Origin of the sequence: Streptomyces sp. NPDC002130, from assembly GCF_040296465.1 — a bacterium.
Lineage (GTDB): Bacteria > Actinomycetota > Actinomycetes > Streptomycetales > Streptomycetaceae > Streptomyces.
The window spans coordinates 1-14,551 of the sequence record NZ_JBEOXI010000069.1; the positions used below are offsets into that span (position 1 = coordinate 1).

17 protein-coding genes are annotated in these 14,551 nt (G+C 71.5%); 11 read left to right on the forward strand and 6 right to left on the reverse strand.

Features of this window, described 5'->3' with window-relative positions; translation table 11 throughout:
• Positions 1 to 927, forward strand: a 927-nt coding sequence (locus ABT116_RS15805) for an aldehyde dehydrogenase family protein (protein WP_351633112.1), incomplete at its 5' end; no start/stop codon positions are given.
• A 22-nt stretch (positions 928 to 949) separates the two neighbouring features.
• Complete coding sequence (locus ABT116_RS15810) at positions 950 to 2,056, forward strand: NAD(P)-dependent alcohol dehydrogenase (protein WP_351633115.1); 1,107 nt, start codon at positions 950 to 952, stop codon at positions 2,054 to 2,056.
• 21 nt (positions 2,057 to 2,077) lie between these two features.
• On the opposite strand, the gene ABT116_RS15815 is transcribed toward ABT116_RS15810, so the two are convergent.
• Positions 2,078 to 3,028, reverse strand: coding sequence for an NADP-dependent oxidoreductase (locus tag ABT116_RS15815; protein WP_351633118.1), 951 nt, complete (start codon positions 3,026 to 3,028; stop codon positions 2,078 to 2,080).
• 71 nt (positions 3,029 to 3,099) lie between these two features.
• Here ABT116_RS15815 and ABT116_RS15820 point away from each other — a divergent pair, with 71 nt between their 5' ends.
• The 6 genes from ABT116_RS15820 to ABT116_RS15845 all read left to right on the forward strand — a co-directional run bounded on the left by ABT116_RS15820 (position 3,100) and on the right by ABT116_RS15845 (position 8,700).
• Entirely contained in the window at positions 3,100 to 4,044 is a 945-nt protein-coding gene (locus ABT116_RS15820; protein ID WP_351633120.1) for a GlxA family transcriptional regulator, read from the forward strand.
• A 287-nt stretch (positions 4,045 to 4,331) separates the two neighbouring features.
• Complete coding sequence (locus ABT116_RS15825) at positions 4,332 to 6,095, forward strand: ATP-binding protein (RefSeq protein WP_351633123.1); 1,764 nt, start codon at positions 4,332 to 4,334, stop codon at positions 6,093 to 6,095.
• Positions 6,092 to 6,502 carry a roadblock/LC7 domain-containing protein gene (locus tag ABT116_RS15830; protein ID WP_003994857.1) on the forward strand — a complete coding sequence of 137 codons (411 nt, stop codon included), beginning with the start codon at positions 6,092 to 6,094 and terminating at the stop codon, positions 6,500 to 6,502. Before ABT116_RS15825 ends, ABT116_RS15830 begins: the two co-directional genes overlap by 4 nt.
• Positions 6,499 to 6,870 carry a DUF742 domain-containing protein gene (locus ABT116_RS15835; protein WP_104784390.1) on the forward strand — a complete coding sequence of 124 codons (372 nt, stop codon included), beginning with the start codon at positions 6,499 to 6,501 and terminating at the stop codon, positions 6,868 to 6,870. Before ABT116_RS15830 ends, ABT116_RS15835 begins: the two co-directional genes overlap by 4 nt.
• Complete coding sequence (locus ABT116_RS15840; protein ID WP_351633127.1) at positions 6,851 to 7,453, forward strand: GTP-binding protein; 603 nt, start codon at positions 6,851 to 6,853, stop codon at positions 7,451 to 7,453. The genes ABT116_RS15835 and ABT116_RS15840 overlap by 20 nt, the downstream gene beginning before the upstream one ends.
• The gene (locus tag ABT116_RS15845) at positions 7,450 to 8,700 is read left to right on the forward strand and encodes a cytochrome P450 (protein ID WP_351633130.1); all 1,251 of its coding nucleotides are present in this window, start codon (positions 7,450 to 7,452) and stop codon (positions 8,698 to 8,700) included. Before ABT116_RS15840 ends, ABT116_RS15845 begins: the two co-directional genes overlap by 4 nt.
• A gap of 47 nt (positions 8,701 to 8,747) precedes the next feature.
• Here the strand turns inward: ABT116_RS15845 and ABT116_RS15850 are convergent, their stop codons facing one another.
• Positions 8,748 to 9,779, reverse strand: a complete 1,032-nt coding sequence (locus ABT116_RS15850; RefSeq protein WP_351633133.1) for a 7-epi-alpha-eudesmol synthase — start codon at positions 9,777 to 9,779, stop codon at positions 8,748 to 8,750.
• Positions 9,780 to 10,086: 307 nt separating this feature from the next.
• On the opposite strand from ABT116_RS15850, the gene ABT116_RS15855 reads away from it, so the two are divergent.
• Positions 10,087 to 10,551, forward strand: a complete 465-nt coding sequence (locus ABT116_RS15855; RefSeq protein ID WP_351633136.1) for a pyridoxamine 5'-phosphate oxidase family protein — start codon at positions 10,087 to 10,089, stop codon at positions 10,549 to 10,551.
• Positions 10,552 to 10,630: 79 nt separating this feature from the next.
• On the forward strand, positions 10,631 to 11,023 hold the full coding sequence (locus ABT116_RS15860; protein WP_030845174.1) for a VOC family protein: 393 nt from the start codon (positions 10,631 to 10,633) through the stop codon (positions 11,021 to 11,023).
• A 44-nt stretch (positions 11,024 to 11,067) separates the two neighbouring features.
• Here ABT116_RS15860 and ABT116_RS15865 read toward each other — a convergent pair whose 3' ends face one another.
• Genes ABT116_RS15865 through ABT116_RS15875 form a run of 3 tightly spaced genes read right to left on the reverse strand, consistent with a single transcriptional unit; the run spans position 11,068 to position 12,869 of the window.
• Positions 11,068 to 11,454 carry an AzlD domain-containing protein gene (locus ABT116_RS15865; RefSeq protein WP_351633139.1) on the reverse strand — a complete coding sequence of 129 codons (387 nt, stop codon included), beginning with the start codon at positions 11,452 to 11,454 and terminating at the stop codon, positions 11,068 to 11,070.
• A 56-nt stretch (positions 11,455 to 11,510) separates the two neighbouring features.
• On the reverse strand, positions 11,511 to 11,807 hold the full coding sequence (locus ABT116_RS15870) for a DUF4235 domain-containing protein (RefSeq protein ID WP_031108703.1): 297 nt from the start codon (positions 11,805 to 11,807) through the stop codon (positions 11,511 to 11,513).
• 36 nt (positions 11,808 to 11,843) lie between these two features.
• Positions 11,844 to 12,869: a glutathione S-transferase family protein gene (locus ABT116_RS15875; protein ID WP_351633142.1), complete on the reverse strand. Its 1,026-nt coding sequence runs from the start codon at positions 12,867 to 12,869 to the stop codon at positions 11,844 to 11,846.
• 139 nt (positions 12,870 to 13,008) lie between these two features.
• Between ABT116_RS15875 and ABT116_RS15880 the strand changes: the two genes are divergently transcribed.
• Complete coding sequence (locus tag ABT116_RS15880) at positions 13,009 to 13,929, forward strand: cation diffusion facilitator family transporter (protein WP_502983873.1); 921 nt, start codon at positions 13,009 to 13,011, stop codon at positions 13,927 to 13,929.
• Positions 13,930 to 14,016: 87 nt separating this feature from the next.
• On the opposite strand, the gene ABT116_RS15885 is transcribed toward ABT116_RS15880, so the two are convergent.
• Entirely contained in the window at positions 14,017 to 14,466 is a 450-nt protein-coding gene (locus ABT116_RS15885; RefSeq protein ID WP_351633148.1) for a nitroreductase family deazaflavin-dependent oxidoreductase, read from the reverse strand.
• Between the last annotated feature and the right edge of the window lie 85 nt (positions 14,467 to 14,551).

Here is a 14,551-nt window from a genome sequence, read left to right on the forward strand (position 1 = left end):
GTCGTCCACAAGCCCGCCGACGAGACCCCGCTCAGCGCCCTGTACATGGCCCGCCTGCTCCAGGAGGCGGGCGTCCCCGACGGCGTGGTCAACGTGGTGACCGGCAGCGGCCCGGTGGCGGGCGAGGCACTGCTGCGGCACCGCGGTGTCGACAAGGTCGCCTTCACCGGCTCCACCGCCATCGGCCGGCACGTGGCGAGTGTCGCGGGGGAGGCGCTCAAGCCCGTCACCATGGAGCTCGGCGGGAACGCCGCCCACATCGTCTTCGAGGACGCCGACCTGGAGAAGGCGGTCGGCGCGGTCATCAAGGGCTTCGTCTTCAACACCGGCCAGTTCTGCATGGGCGGCCCGCGCCTGCTGGTGGCCCGCTCGGTGTATCCGACGCTGCTCGGCATTCTCGCCGAGGCCGTGCCCGGTGTGCCGGTCGGCGACCCTCGCGACCCGGCCACGGTGGTCGGCCCGATGGCGGCCGAGAAGCACCTGAAGAAGGTCGAGGAGTACGTCGCCCTGGCCCGCAAGGAAGGCGCCCGCATCGTCTGCGGCGGCGAACGGCTGGACCTCGACGGCGGCTACTACTACAAGCCCACCGTCATCGCCGACCTGGCGAACGACTCCCGCGTGGTCCAGGAGGAGATCTTCGGCCCGGTCCTCACCGTGCAGCCCTTCGACGACGAGGACGAGGCCGTCGCCCTCGCCAACTCCACGCCCTACGGCCTGGCCTCGGGTGTCCAGACCGGCAACCTCGCCCGCGCGCACCGGGTCGCCGGCCGGCTCCAGGCCGGCATCGTCTGGGTCAACGACTGGGCGATGCTCGACCCGGCGGTGCCCTTCGGAGGAGTGAAGGACTCCGGCTACGGCCGCGAGTACGGGCCCGAGGCCCTCGCCGGTTACACCAAGGTCAAGTCCGTCGTCGTCTCGCTCGACTGAGCACCGTCCAGGAGTCATCACGATGCCCATCACCACCCGTGCCGCGGTCGTCGAGTCCGGCGGCGCGCCCTTCACCCTCTCCGACGTCGTCCTCGACGCACCCGGCCCGCACGAGGCGCTGGTCCGCATGGTCGCCACCGGCCTGTGCCACACCGACCTCGGGGTGGCGAGCGGCGGACTGCCATTCCCGCTGCCCGGGGTCCTCGGGCACGAGGGCGCGGGCGTCGTCGAGGCCGTCGGCTCCGCCGTCACCGGCGTCGCACCGGGCGACCACGTCCTGCTCTCCTTCACCTCCTGCGGCGACTGCCGCAACTGCCGCGGCGGGCACCCCGCGTACTGCGCGACCTGGCTGCCGCTGAACCTGATCGGCGGCGGCCGGGCCGACGGCACCAGCACCATCAGCCGGGGAGGCGAGGCGCTGGGCGGCCACTTCTTCGGCCAGTCCTCCTTCGCCGAGCTGGCGCTGGCCGACGAGCGCAGCCTGGTCAAGGTCGACCCGGGTGTGCCGCTGGAGTCGATCGCCCCGCTGGGCTGCGGCGTACAGACCGGTGTCGGGGCCGTGTGGAACGTCCTGAAGCCGGAGACCGGCGGCACGGTCGTCGTCCTGGGCGCCGGAGCGGTCGGCCTGTCGGCCGTGATGGCGGCGGCGCTCACCCCGGCCACCAGGATCGTCGCCGTCGACCGGGTCGCCGAACGCCTGACCCTGGCGAGGGAGCTGGGCGCCACCCACACCGTCGACACGAGCGGGACGGACCTCGCCCCGGCCCTCGCCGAGATCACCGCGGGCCAGGGCGCGGACGGGGTCGTGGAGACCACGGGCAACGTCGGCGTCCTGCGTCAGGGCGTCGACGCGCTCGCCGCACGCGGCACCCTGGTCGTGGTCGGCGCCCCGCCCTTCGGCACCGAGGTCGCCCTCGACGTCAACGGCCTCCTCGGCGGCAAGCGCGTCGTCGGCCTCACCCTCGGCGACAGCGAGACCCAGACCATGATCCCGGCCCTGGTCGCCCTGGTGAAGGACGGGCGGCTCCCACTGCACCGCCTGATCGGCACCTACCCCTTCGCGGACATCGACCGGGCGGTCCAGGACATGAGGTCCGGCAAGACGATCAAGCCGGTCCTGACGTTCTGACACCGCCCGCGCGATGCCGGCTCAGTCGTTCAGCAACACCAGCTTCCCCGTCGTGCGGCCGGTGTCGCCGAGGGTGTGTGCCTCGGCGGCTTCGGCCAGCGGGAAGGTCCCGGCGATCGTGGCGCGCAGCTTGCCCGTCGCCACGAGTTCCGCGATCGCCTCCATGCCGCTGCGGTCGGCGTCCACCAGCATCCGCAGCGCCCGCACACCGAGCCGCTCGGCCTCCTCGTAGAGGTCGTCCGAGCCGCCCGGGAGGATCGAGACCAGGACACCGCCGGGGCGCAGCACGCGCAGCGAGCGCAGGGCGTTGTCGCCGCCGATCGTGTCCAGGACGACGTCGGCGTCCTTCACGGCTTCGGTGAAGTCCGTCTCGCGGTAGTCGATCGTCTCGTCGACGCCGATGCCGCGCAGGAACTCGTGCTTGCCCGCGCTCGCCGTGCCGATCACGTAGGCGCCGCGCGCCTTGGCGATCTGCACCGCCACGTGCCCGACCCCGCCGGCCGCGGCGTGGATCAGCACCCGGTGGCCGGGCCGGAGGTCCGCGTGTTCGGTCAGCGCCTGCCAGGCGGTGAGCGAGACCAGCGGGAGCGCGCCCGCCTGGGTGTGGTCGACGCCGGCCGGCTTGCGTGCCAGGGCGCGGACCGGGGCGATGACGTACTCGGCGTGCGAGCCGTGGCCGTACGGATACGGCAGCATGCCGAAGACCTCGTCACCGGGCGCGAAGGCCACGACGCCGATGCCGACGGCCTCCACCACCCCGGAGACGTCCCAGCCGAGGACGAAGGGCGGCTCGCCCAGGAATCCACCGGTGGCGCGGTGCTTCCAGTCGGTCGGGTTGACCCCGGCGGCCCGCACCCGGACCAGTACCTCGTTGGGCTTCGGTACCGGGCGCTCGATCTCCACTTCCTTCAGGACCTCGGGGCCGCCGAGGACGTCCTGGCTGATGGCTCGCATCGTGTTCTGGGTGCTCATGGTGAACCAGCGTGCCGCTCCGCAGAGCCCGCGCCAATGGCAAGATTGCCAACATTCGATACGATCGTGCCATGAGACGTGAACGAGTGGTGGTCCTGGCCCTGGACGGGGTGTACCCCTTCGAGCTGGGCATCCCCAGCCGGATCCTCGGTGCGGCCGACGGCCGGTACGAGGTCCTCACCTGCTCGGTCGACGGCCGTCCGGTGCGCACCAACGCGGACTTCGGCGTCACCGTCGAGCACGGCCCCGAGGTCCTGGCCACGGCGGGCACGGTCGTGATCGCGCCCGTCTCCCCCGACCGTCTGGCCGACGAGGTGTCCGACGACGTCCTGGCCGCGCTCGCGCTCATCCGCCCCGGCACCCGCATCGTCTCCATCTGCACCGGCGCCTTCGTCCTCGCCGCCGCCGGTCTCCTCGACGGACGCCGGGCGACCACCCACTGGCAGGTGGCCGACCACTTCCGGCGCATGTTCCCGCGCGTCGACCTCGACCCCGACGTGCTGTTCGTCGACGACCATCCGTTCCTGACCTCCGCCGGGGCCGCCTCCGGCGTGGACATCTGCCTGCACCTGGTCCGCAAGGACCACGGCAGCCGGCTGGCCAACAGCGTCGCCCGCCGCTGTGTCGTCCCGCCCTTCCGGGACGGCGGCCAGGCCCAGTACATCGAGCAGCCCGTCCCCGAGCAGGGCGCCGCGAGCACCGCGGCCACCCGTGCCTGGGCTCTGGAGCGCCTCGACGAACCGCTCACCCTGGCCGATCTGTCCGGCCACGCGCGGATGAGCCGGCGAACCTTCGCCCGCCGCTTCCACGACGAGGTGGGTCTCAGCCCGGGCCGCTGGCTGATCCAGCAGCGCGTGGTCCGGGCCCGGCATCTGCTGGAGTCCAGCGACCTGACGGTGGATCAGATCGCCGGCCGGGTCGGCTTCGCGACGGGCGCGTCCCTGCGCCAGCACCTGAACGCGGCGATCGGGGTCTCCCCGCAGGCCTACCGCCGCACGTTCCAGACCGCCCGCTGACCACCACGGCAGCTGAGCGACGTGGTGCTCGACAGTCGAAGCGGCCCCTGCCGTACACCCAAGTCCCCTGACTTCAAAGCCATTTGTCGACCTGTTTCCTTCCGTCGGAGCGTGACGGAACCCTCACGTCCACCCGGGGGACGAGATTGATCCTTTCGGGTCCAAACCCGATAAGGTTCCGATCGGCGCTGCGAGTTGACGCGATCGCGTCCAGTCGACCCGCGGTGCGTACTCATGAGTGCGGTCCACACCCCCCCTGTTCGTTCGTGTCGCTTCGAAGGATGCAGATGGAACTCGCCACTCCGCCACCGGCGGCGCGGGCCCCTGTCGCCTGGTACAGCTGGTGGTTGATGCCGCTGGGCCTGGGAGGCGGGACCGTTGCCGCCACGTTCATGAGCTCGGAGCGAATAATCACGGCCGTCGCCGGAATCGCGGCGACGGCGGCCGGTGCCGTGTGCGTACGGCTGCTGCTGCGCACCAGGGCACAACTGCACCGGGCGGAGGGCTCCTTCCGCGCCACGCAGGCCGAGCACAACATGCAGTGGCAGCAGCACGTGGCGGGCCTGGAACGCAAGTTCTCCGCCGATCGCGCCGGCCTGGAATCCCAGCTCAACGAGCAGAACGCGGCCTACGAGCGGCGCCTGGCCGACCAGAGCGCCGGCTACGAGTCGCAGCTCGCCGACCAGAGCGCCACGTACGAGTCGCAGCTCGCCGACAGGTCCAGGGCGTACGAGGAACGGCTGACCGAGCAGGCCGCCTCCTACGAGGCCCAGCTCGCCGACCAGGCCGAGGTCTGGCAGGAGCAGCTCTCCCACCAGCTCGCCGCGGTCGCCCGGCTCGCCGACGAGCAGCTGCCCGACGCGATGGCCAAGCTGCGCGCCGGCGACGCCATCGACGACCTGCTGCCCACGGTCAACCAGTGCGCCAAGGTCAGTTCGGAGCTCCAGGCCGAGCTGCGCAAGCTGCTGCGCACCTCCCTGATCGGTCTGGAGGCGGAGTTCGACCGCTCCACCTCCGCCGAGCAGGCCGTGATCAGCATCGGCAACCGCATCCACGTCCTGACCAGCAAGCTCCGCGGCCGGCTGCACGAGATGCAGGGCGAGCACGGCCGGCTGCCGGCCGTCGCCCGGGGCCTGATGGAGCTCGACCAGGAGCTCGGCCCCGCCGACTCGCTCGCCGCGAGCATCGGCGTGCTGGGCGGCTCGGACCGGCCCGGCCGGCAGTGGCAGGAGCCGCAGCGGCTGCTGAGCGTGGTGCGCGGCGGCATCGGCCGCATCAAGGACTTCCACCGGATCCAGGTGCGCCACCTGCCCGAACTCGGCGTCGACGGCGGCCTCGTCGACCACCTCACGCTGATCCTCGCCCACCTCCTGGACAACGCGGCCCGCTACTCGCCGCCCACCGAGCCGGTGCTCATCTCCGGCAAGGAGGTGCCCAACGGCGTCGGCATCGAGATCCAGGACTCCGGCAAGGGCCTGAGCGAGGAGAAGAAGCGCGAGGCCGAGCACGCCCTCGCGGGCACGGCGCCCGGCGCGGGCCTCGGCGGCATCACCGAGGACGCCAACATCGGCCTGCGCGTCGTCGGCGCCCTCGCCCGCCGTTACGGCATCCGCGTCACCTTCGCGGACTCCCCGTGGCTCGGCACCTCCGTGGTGGTCGTGGTCCCGCACAAGTACTTCAGCCCGCTGCCCACGGCCGCACCGGCCGCACCCGCCCCCGAGGTCCGCACCGCCACGGCCGCACCGGCCCGCGAGACGGCCACCGTGCCCGAACCACGGGCCGCCGAGGCCGCCACCGGACAGACCACGCCCGGCGGGCTGCCCCGCCGCCGCAGCAAGCGGAACGAGACGGAGGCGCCCAGGCCGGCCGAGCGAAGCGACCGGGTCACCGTCGCCGCCGTCCCGCCGGACGCGTCCTTCTCGGGACTCGCCGCCTTCGCCACCGCCGGACGCGACGCGGCGGAGGCCTCCGAGCCGGCCGACGACCGCGACACCCTCGCCGGCCGCGAGTACACCGAGCACCGCACCGAAGAGAGCGACCACTCCTCATGACGCAACAAGGAACAGACGTGAGCTGGGCGCTCCGCGATCTCGTCGAGAGCATCCAGGAGATCCGTTTCGCCCTCGTGGCCTCCAGCGACGGCAAGGCCATCACTTCCTACGGCGCCGAAGACCCCGACGACGTCGACCGCTTCGCCGCCGTGGTGGCCGGCCTGCAGGCGCTGGCCCAGCCGGTCGCCGAGCAGTTCCCCAAGTACGCCGGGCAGTTGCGCCTGGCGATGATCGAGGTGGACGGCGGGCACCTCTTCGTCGTGCGCGCGGGTGTGGAGACCTACCTCGGTGTCCTCGCCAGGGAAGGCCTCGACCAGGGTCTGCTCGGGCACCAGATGAGGGACCTGGCCCGCAGGATGGGTGAGCTCCTCGGCACCACTCCGCGCCTGGAGGAGCACTCTGGATGAGTGCTCCCCGCAGACCGTCGGACCCGTCCGGTCTCGAGCGCTACTACGTCCTCACCGGAGGGCGCAGCGGACCGGGCGGTTCGGCGTCGAGCCTCGACGTGGCGACCCTGGTCGTCGCCCGGGCCGCCCCGTTACCGGGCATGCAGCACGAGCACGAGGAGATCCTCCGCCGCTGCCGCGACCCGCTGTCGGTCGCCGAACTCGGCGCTCACCTCGGGCTCCCCTTCAACATTCTCGCGGTGCTGCTGTCGGACCTGCTGGACGCAGGTCGCGTCGAAGCCCGTAACCCCATCCCGGCACACGAAGCCGGCCGCGGGCCCGACCTCGCGCTCCTTGAGGAGGTACTCAGTGGACTTGAAAGGCTTTGACCAACCCGGAGGCTCGGCCGGGGACACCCGCTCGGTGAAGGTGATGATCGCCGGCGGGTTCGGCACCGGGAAGACCACCATGGTCCGGTCGGTCAGCGACATCAAGCCGCTCACCACCGAGGAGACCCTCACCCAGGCCAGTGTCGACGTCGACCACCTCATCGGCGTCGCCGACAAGACGCAGACCACCGTCAGCCTGGACTTCGGCAAGATCGGCATCAACGAGTCCCTGGTGCTGTACCTGTTCGGCACGCCCGGGCAGGAGCGGTTCTGGTTCCTGTGGAACGGCCTGTTCAAGGGTGCGCTCGGCGCGATCGTGCTGGTGGACACGCGCCGGCTGGAGTCCAGTTTCCGGGCGATCGAGGAGATGGAGCGGCAGGAAGTCCCCTTCGTCGTCGCGCTGAACGTCTTCCCCGATTCCCGGAACTACCCGGTCGAGGAGATCCGGGACGCCCTGGACATCCCCGAGAACACCCCGGTCGTGGCCTTCGACGCCCGTGACCGCGCCTCCAGCAGGGACGTCCTCGTCGCCCTGATCCACCATCTGAAGGAACGCTCGGCCGTGGCCCTGGAGCCCCGATGAACGACTCGACCGAATCCTCCCTGCAGGCCGTGCGGGGCTGCCCCGTCGCCCACCACGGGACGGACCTGACCCGGCTGTACGGCCCGGACGCCGCGACCGACCCGGAGGGCATCTACGAGCGGCTGCGCAAGGAGCACGGCTCGGTGGCGCCGGTCCTCCTCGAGGGCGACGTGCCCGCCTGGCTGGTCCTCGGCTACCGGGACAACCGGCGGGTGCTCGACAACCCCCGCCAGTTCAGCCGGGACGCGAGGATCTGGCGGGACTGGGCCGACGGGCGTGTCGAGGAGACCTCGCCGCTGATCCCGATGCTCGGATGGCGCCCGGACTGCGTCTCCCAGGACGGCGAACCGCACCGCAGGCTGCGCGCCGCTGTCACCGACGGGCTCCAGGCGGCGGCGGCCCGCGGCATCCGCCGCCACGCCACCCACTTCGCGAACAAGCAGATCGACGCCTTCGCCGGGTCCGGCAGCGCCGACCTCGTGTCGGACTACGCCGAGTACCTGCCGATGCTCGTGCTCTCCCGCATCCTCGGACTCGCGGAGGCGGAGGGGCGGAATCTGGTCGAGTCCTGTGCCCAGGTCCTCAAGGGCGGTGAGGACGCCCTCGCGCACAACGACCGCATCATGGTGATCCTCGGCGAGCTGGCCGAGCGCAAGCGGTCCGAACCCGGCGGCGACCTCACCACCGCCCTGCTGGGACACCCGGCCGGTCTCGACGAGGACGAGGTGGTCAGCCATCTGCGTCTGGTGCTGATCGCCGCGCACACCACGACCAGCAATCTGCTGGCCCGGGTCCTCCAGATGATCCTCACCGACACCGCCCGGCTCTCCGGACTGATCAGCGGCCAGCTGAACGTCTCCGCCGTGGTGGAGGAGGTCATGTGGAACAGCCCGCCGCTGGCCGTGCTGCCGGGCCGGTTCGCGGCCGGTGACCTGGAACTCGGCGGCCACCAGATCCAGGAGGGCGACCTGCTGGTGCTGGGCCTGGCCGCGGGCAACGCCGACCCCGACGTCCGGCCGGACACCGGGGTGTCGGTCCAGGGCAACCAGGCCCACCTGACCTTCAGTTCGGGTCCGCACGAATGCCCCGGACAGGGCATCGGCCAGTCCATCATCGAGATCGCGGTGGACGTCCTGCTGCACCGCCTGCCGGGCCTGACCCTGGCCGTGCCGGCGGAGGAGCTCACCTCGACCGCCTCCACGTGGGAGTCCCGGCTGGACAGCCTGCCGGTCGAGTTCGCCGTATAGCACCGCCGTGTGATGCCCGGCCGGACGTCCGGCCGGGCACTGCCGTGTCACACGGTCAGCAGGTCGTCCACCGAGCCGCGTCCGGCCTGTTCGGCCGTGGCCACCGCGCCCTCCTTCGCCGCCGCGTAGCGGCCGGTGATCAGCGCCCACTCGTAGTTGCCGTTGATCCAGTGCTGGATGGCCTCCACCCCCATCCGCACCCGGTCGCGCTCCGAATCGTCGAGCCTGAGCTCGTCGCACATGTGCGGGACGCGCTCCTGGAGTTCGAGGTACTCGTCGAGGCAGCCGATCGTCATCCGGTACGCCTCGTCGGTGGCCTCCTGCCACGAGCAGCCCCGCTCCCGGCGCAGCACGGCGATCAGGTTGTGGCCGTCGCCGCGGCGCTTCTCCCGCTCGAAGGAGTGGATGTCATTCATGAACCCGATGGTGTCCGCGGCCAGATCGCGCATCCGCTCCATCACCGGATGCGCCATCGCCTGGGCCGGCACCTCGAAGCCGCGGCTGCGCTCACCCGCGTCGATGCTGTGGTGGATGCCGACCGTACGGCGCCGGAAGGCGGTGTACTCGTCGAGCGCGAGCGTCCCCTCCAGCCCCCGGGCGGCCAGGTCGACCTCCTCGCAGTGCGCGACGAGGAACCGTCCCCAGGAGGCCGCGAAGCGTGTCTGCCATGTCAGGGACATGCCATCGCAGAGATGGCTCCACACCTCGGCCCAGGCGAGGGATATCGGACAGACCACCCGGGGCGGGCTGCCGGCCGGACGCAGGGGAGTGACGATCAGTTCCCGGGCGACCTCCGCTATGCGGTCGGCCCGGTCGGGCCTGCCGGCGTCGAACTGGTCGTCGAAGAGGAAGGCCAGCGAGAACCAGTTCATCAGAACGACCATGTCGTCCGCCGACGCGTGCGGATAGGTGCGGGCGGCGGCCAGGGGCAGGTCCCAGGACTTGTACTCCTCGAACCCTTCCCGGCTGCGGACCAGATGCATGTCCCACACCCAGCGCAGATGTCGTGCCCGGGCGAACTCCAGATGCTCACTGACGGGGGTGTCGAAGGGCAGGTCGAATCGGACGTCCTGAGGCATGTGCTTCCTTCCGGGAGACGGACCGCAGAGCCCCCCGCCCCTGCGAGCGGACGGTGTCGTGACCGGCCGCACACTCGAACTCGGCTTCGCAGTCCGAATGTTGAACCGAGAAGCGGTACGAGGCTGCCCAAGGCGCGAACAAGCCATTCCGTGACACCACCGTGATCTCGGTTACGGCGAAAAGCCTTTGAGCTGCGTACACTCCCTCCTCCCTCACCAGGCCCCGGCTTGTCCGCCGAGCCTCCGGCGTCTCGGCACGCCACACTGGTCCGAGTCCGTCCGACGACTCGTCAGGAGGCGCACCGCGATGACGTCCGCACCCGTACGCAGCGCTGAGCAGCGCAAGAAGGACACCTTGCACCGGCTGGACCACGACGTGGACGCCTGGGTCGCCACGGCCGACGGCGCGTCGGGTCAGCCGTACCTCGTCCCGCTGTCCTTCCTCTGGAACGGCTCGTACCTGCTGTTCGCCACGCCCGCGTCGAGCCCCACCGAACGGAACCTGGCCGCGTCCGGCCGGGCCCGCGTGGGCATCGGGCCGACCCGCGACGTCGTCATGGTCGAGGGCACCGTCGAGACGGTCCAGCCCGGCGAGCTGACCGAACAGGACGCCGAACTCTTCGCCGCGAAGACCGGGTTCGACCCCCGCCGGCTCGCCACGCCGTACCTCTACTTCCGCGTCGTACCGCGGCGGGTGCAGGCCTGGCGGGAGGCCGACGAACTCGACGGCCGCGAACTCATGCGCGACGGACGGTGGTTGAAGACCGACTGAATCGGCCGGACCGGGATATCCGCACAGGAGAGGGCCGCAGGGCACGACCGCCCCGCGGCCGCGATCCTGCGGAGGAGACATGGCACTGGTGAAAGCGGGGGTCCTCGTGCTCGACTGCGCCGAACCCGAGAAGCTCGCCGTGTTCTACAAGGAACTGCTGGAGGGTGAGGAGTCGGACGCCACCGCCAACCGGGTGGAGATCAAGAGCGCCGACGGCTTCCGGATCGCCCTGCGCCGGGACGTCAACGCGACCCCGCCCAGCTGGCCGCGTCCCGAGAACTCCCTCCAGGCCCATCTGGAGTTCGTGGTGGACGACCTCGACGCGGTGGAACGCCGCGTCATCAGCCTCGGCGGCCGCCCGCTGGAGGCCAAGGAGCCCTCGGGCCCTCTGGAGGAACGCGGCTACGCCGACCCGGCAGGCCACTCCTTCACCCTGCGCCGCACCGCGCCGACGGCACCCAAGCAGGGCTGAACCGAACGGGAGGTGATGCCGGAGCCCGGCATCACGCTCCCTGGTCAGCGGGCGAAGACGGTACCGGCCAGGGCGACATGGACGGCCGTGCCGGCGAGGATGCTCAGCAGGGCGTTGCGGCGCCACAGGTGCAGTCCGGCGGTGACCGCCAGGGCGGCCAGTGGGGCCGCGGCGCGCGACTGGGTGACGGGGAGGTCGCGCAGGGCCCGGGTGACGGCTGCGGTGACCAGGACCGAGACCAGGGCGCTGAGCAGGGCGAGCAGCCAAGTGGGCAGATCACCGCGCAGGTCACCCACCGCGCCGAGCGCGAGGACGACGAACAGCGCGGTCAGCGCGAAGTCCAGACCGGTGACACCGCCCGGGACGAGGGAGCCCAGCAGAGCCCCGGCCGCCGCGCTGCCCGCCCAGAACAGGTGCATCAAGAAGTGCACCCACACAGGGACCGGCCCCCGCCCGGCAGGCGCCGGGCGGGGGCCGGGTGGCCGTGTCAGTCCCGGCCGCCCTTCTCGCCGACCGGCCAGGTGCCGGTCGAACGCTCGATGGCCTTGGCGCCCGCGCGGTCCACGGCGCTGCGCACCACCGCGAAGATCGCGCCCTGGATCGCGGCGGCCAGCAGGACCTCGCCCCAGCCGCGGTCCTTGTCCAGCGCGTCGGGCGCGTCCTCCTCGTGCCGGATCGCCATCCACGTCTTGCGGAAGGCGAGCCCGGCCAGCCAGCCGCCCGACCAGCCGAGGACGAACCCCAGGGGCTGGTACGCGAGGGACATCTTCTTCTTCTTGGCCACGGGAGCTCCTAAATCGCTGAAGGGGGGTGAGTGTGGTCAGAGGGTGTGCGCCGCCGGGATCCGCTCCTCGGCGCGGACGGGCCCGGGCGGTGTGCCGTCACCGAACGGCCGGCCGCCCAGCTCCTCGCGGTGGTGCGGGGTCAGCCAGCCGGACAGGTCCGGGCCCGAAGGGACGATGCGGGTCGGGTTGATGCCCGTGTGCACCTGGTAGTAGTGGCGTTTGATGTGGTCGAAGTCGACGGTGTCGCCGAACCCGGGCGTCTGGTACAGGTCGCGGACGTAGCCCCACAGCACCTGGTTCTCCGTCAGCTTCCAGCGGTTGCACTTGAAGTGGCCGTGGTAGACCGCGTCGAAACGCACCAGCGTGGTGAACAGCCGGATGTCCGCCTCGGTGATCGTGTCGCCGACGAGGTACCGCTGCCGCTCCAGCCGCCCCGCGAGCAGCTCCAGCCGCCGGAACACCCCGGCGCAGGCGGCCTCGTACTCCTCCTGCCCGGTGGCGAACCCCGCCCGGTAGACGCCGTTGTTGACGTCTTCGTAGACGTCCGCCATCACCTCGTCGATCTCGTCGCGCAGCGCGGCCGGGTACAGGTCGGGCGCGCCCTCCCGGTGCAGGGTGCTCCACTCGGTCGCGAGGTCGAGGGTGAGCTGCTGGTAGTCGTTGGTCACCAGCCGGCCGCTGGTCACGTCCACGATCGCAGGCACGCTGACACCGCCCGGGTAGTCGCTCTCCCGGCGGTCGTAGGCCTCACTGAGATAGCGGATGCCGAGAACCGGGTCGCGGCCGTCCTCGTCGAGCGTGAAGCGCCAACTGCGGTCGTCCTGGATCGGGTCGGCGACGGCCAGGGACAGGGCGTCCTCCAGGCCGAGCAGCCGCCGGGAGACCAGGGACCGGCTCGCCCACGGGCAGGCGCGGCTGACGACCAGACGGTAGCGCCCGGCCTCCACCGGCCAGCCGTCCCGGCCGTCCGCGGTGATCCGGTCCGCGAAGTGTGCCTTGGACCGTTTGAACGCCCTCCTTCCGTAGCCGGTGTTGCCGTCGTCGCCGTCGTCGCGGCTCATGGGGGTGACCTCCTTGCCGTACGTGGTCCCTGGTGAACGCGTTCCCCGTTTTCCGCGCACGGCACGGTGTGAGTACCCCCGACCGGGGCAATCGGCGTGGGTGACTGATGAAGGAAGTGATCACAAGACACGCGTCACGGTGCTGGTGGCGCTCGCGGCCAATCTGGTGATCGCGGTGGCCAAGGCCATCGGCGGCCTGGCGGCGGGGTCACCGGCCCTGCTGTCCGAAGCGGCCCACTCGGTGGCCGACAGCCTGAACGAGGTGTTCCTGCTCGCGGCCCTGCGCCGCAGCCGCCGCCCCGCCGACCGCCGTCATCCCTTCGGGTACGGCAAGGAGCGGTTCTTCTGGTCGCTCCTCGCGGCCGTCGGGATCTTCGTCATGGGCGGCTGTTTCTCGTTCTTCCAGGGCTTCGAGGCCCTGACGAGCGAGACGGAGGAGGAGCTCGGCGGCTATGTGGCCGGCCTGATCGTGCTCGGTGTCGCCCTCCTCGCGGAGGGCGGTTCGCTGGTGCGGGCGCTCTACCAGGTGCGACGGCAGGGCGGCGCGGGTGCCGGGCTGCGCGATCCGGCCCTGCGGACGGTCGTCGCCGAGGACGGCACCGCCGTGCTCGGCGTCACCCTGGCCATGGTGGGCATGGCGCTGCACATGGTCACCGGCCAGGCGGTGTGGGAGGCGTCGGCCTCGATCGCGATCGGTGCGCTGCTGGTCTACGTGGCCTTCCGGCTGGGCCGCGAAGCCCGCGACCAGCTGATCGGCGAGGCGGCCGACCCCGAGTCCAGCGGGCGCATCTGCGCGCTGCTGCGGGCACAGCCCGAGATCGACAGTGTGGAAGCGCTGTTCACGATGAAGACCGGACTCGACACGGCCCTGGTGGCCGCCCGCGTCGACCTGGTGCCCGGCCTGGACAGCGAGCGCGTCGAGGAGGTCGCCGTGCGCATCAAGCGATCCATCGCCCGGACGGTGCCCGAGGCAGACCAGATCTTCCTCGACGTCACCGACCGTCCCGCTCGCGAGGCAGCGGAAAGCCCCGCCGCGACGGGGGAGCGCGGCGGGGCCTGAACCTCGCGTGCCCCGTCGCGGCCGGTTCACACCCACGGGGCGGAAGATTTCTCCGCCGGCTGCCCGCACCGGGCAGCCGGCCCGCTGTCAGTCCCCTTCGGTCGGCTCCAGGACGAAGACCGGGATCTCGCGGTCCGTCTTCTTCTGGTAGTCGGCGTACGCCGGGTACGCCGCGACGGCCCGCTCCCACCAGGCCGCCTTCTCCTCGCCCGTGACCTCACGGGCGGTCATGTCCTGCTTGACCGGCCCGTCCTGGAGCTCCACGTGCGGGTGGGCCAGGATGTTGAAGTACCAGACGGGGTGCTTGGGCGACCCGCCGAGGGAGGCCACCGCGGCGTAGCGCCCCTCGTGCTCCACCCGCATCACCGGTGTCTTGCGCAGTTTCCCGCTCCTGGCACCCCGCGAGGTCAGGACGACGACCGGCATCTTCGAGCCCTGAAGCGTCGTCCCCTCCGTACCGCCGGAGCTCTCGTACAGCTCCACCTGCTTGCGCACCCACTGCGTCGGGCTGGGTTCGTAGTCGCCTTCGAGAGGCATGGCATCCGTCCCATCGTCGCGTCCACGGCTCATCGCCACCCGTCTTCAACACCCGTGCCCCCGGGAATCATCCGCACCCCGCCGG

Excerpts from the sequence above, each read along its gene's own strand:
- ABT116_RS15810 (WP_351633115.1), top strand. The coding sequence starts at position 950 with ATGCCCATCACCACCCGTGCCGCGGTCGTCGAGTCCGGCGGCGCGCCC.
- ABT116_RS15815 (WP_351633118.1), bottom strand. The coding sequence starts at position 3,028 with ATGAGCACCCAGAACACGATGCGAGCCATCAGCCAGGACGTCCTCGGC.
- ABT116_RS15820 (WP_351633120.1), top strand. The coding sequence starts at position 3,100 with ATGAGACGTGAACGAGTGGTGGTCCTGGCCCTGGACGGGGTGTACCCC.
- ABT116_RS15825 (WP_351633123.1), top strand. The coding sequence starts at position 4,332 with ATGGAACTCGCCACTCCGCCACCGGCGGCGCGGGCCCCTGTCGCCTGG.
- ABT116_RS15830 (WP_003994857.1), top strand. The coding sequence starts at position 6,092 with ATGACGCAACAAGGAACAGACGTGAGCTGGGCGCTCCGCGATCTCGTC.
- ABT116_RS15835 (WP_104784390.1), top strand. The coding sequence starts at position 6,499 with ATGAGTGCTCCCCGCAGACCGTCGGACCCGTCCGGTCTCGAGCGCTAC.
- ABT116_RS15845 (WP_351633130.1), top strand. The coding sequence starts at position 7,450 with ATGAACGACTCGACCGAATCCTCCCTGCAGGCCGTGCGGGGCTGCCCC.
- ABT116_RS15850 (WP_351633133.1), bottom strand. The coding sequence starts at position 9,779 with ATGCCTCAGGACGTCCGATTCGACCTGCCCTTCGACACCCCCGTCAGT.
- ABT116_RS15855 (WP_351633136.1), top strand. The coding sequence starts at position 10,087 with ATGACGTCCGCACCCGTACGCAGCGCTGAGCAGCGCAAGAAGGACACC.
- ABT116_RS15860 (WP_030845174.1), top strand. The coding sequence starts at position 10,631 with ATGGCACTGGTGAAAGCGGGGGTCCTCGTGCTCGACTGCGCCGAACCC.
- ABT116_RS15875 (WP_351633142.1), bottom strand. The coding sequence starts at position 12,869 with ATGAGCCGCGACGACGGCGACGACGGCAACACCGGCTACGGAAGGAGG.
- ABT116_RS15885 (WP_351633148.1), bottom strand. The coding sequence starts at position 14,466 with ATGCCTCTCGAAGGCGACTACGAACCCAGCCCGACGCAGTGGGTGCGC.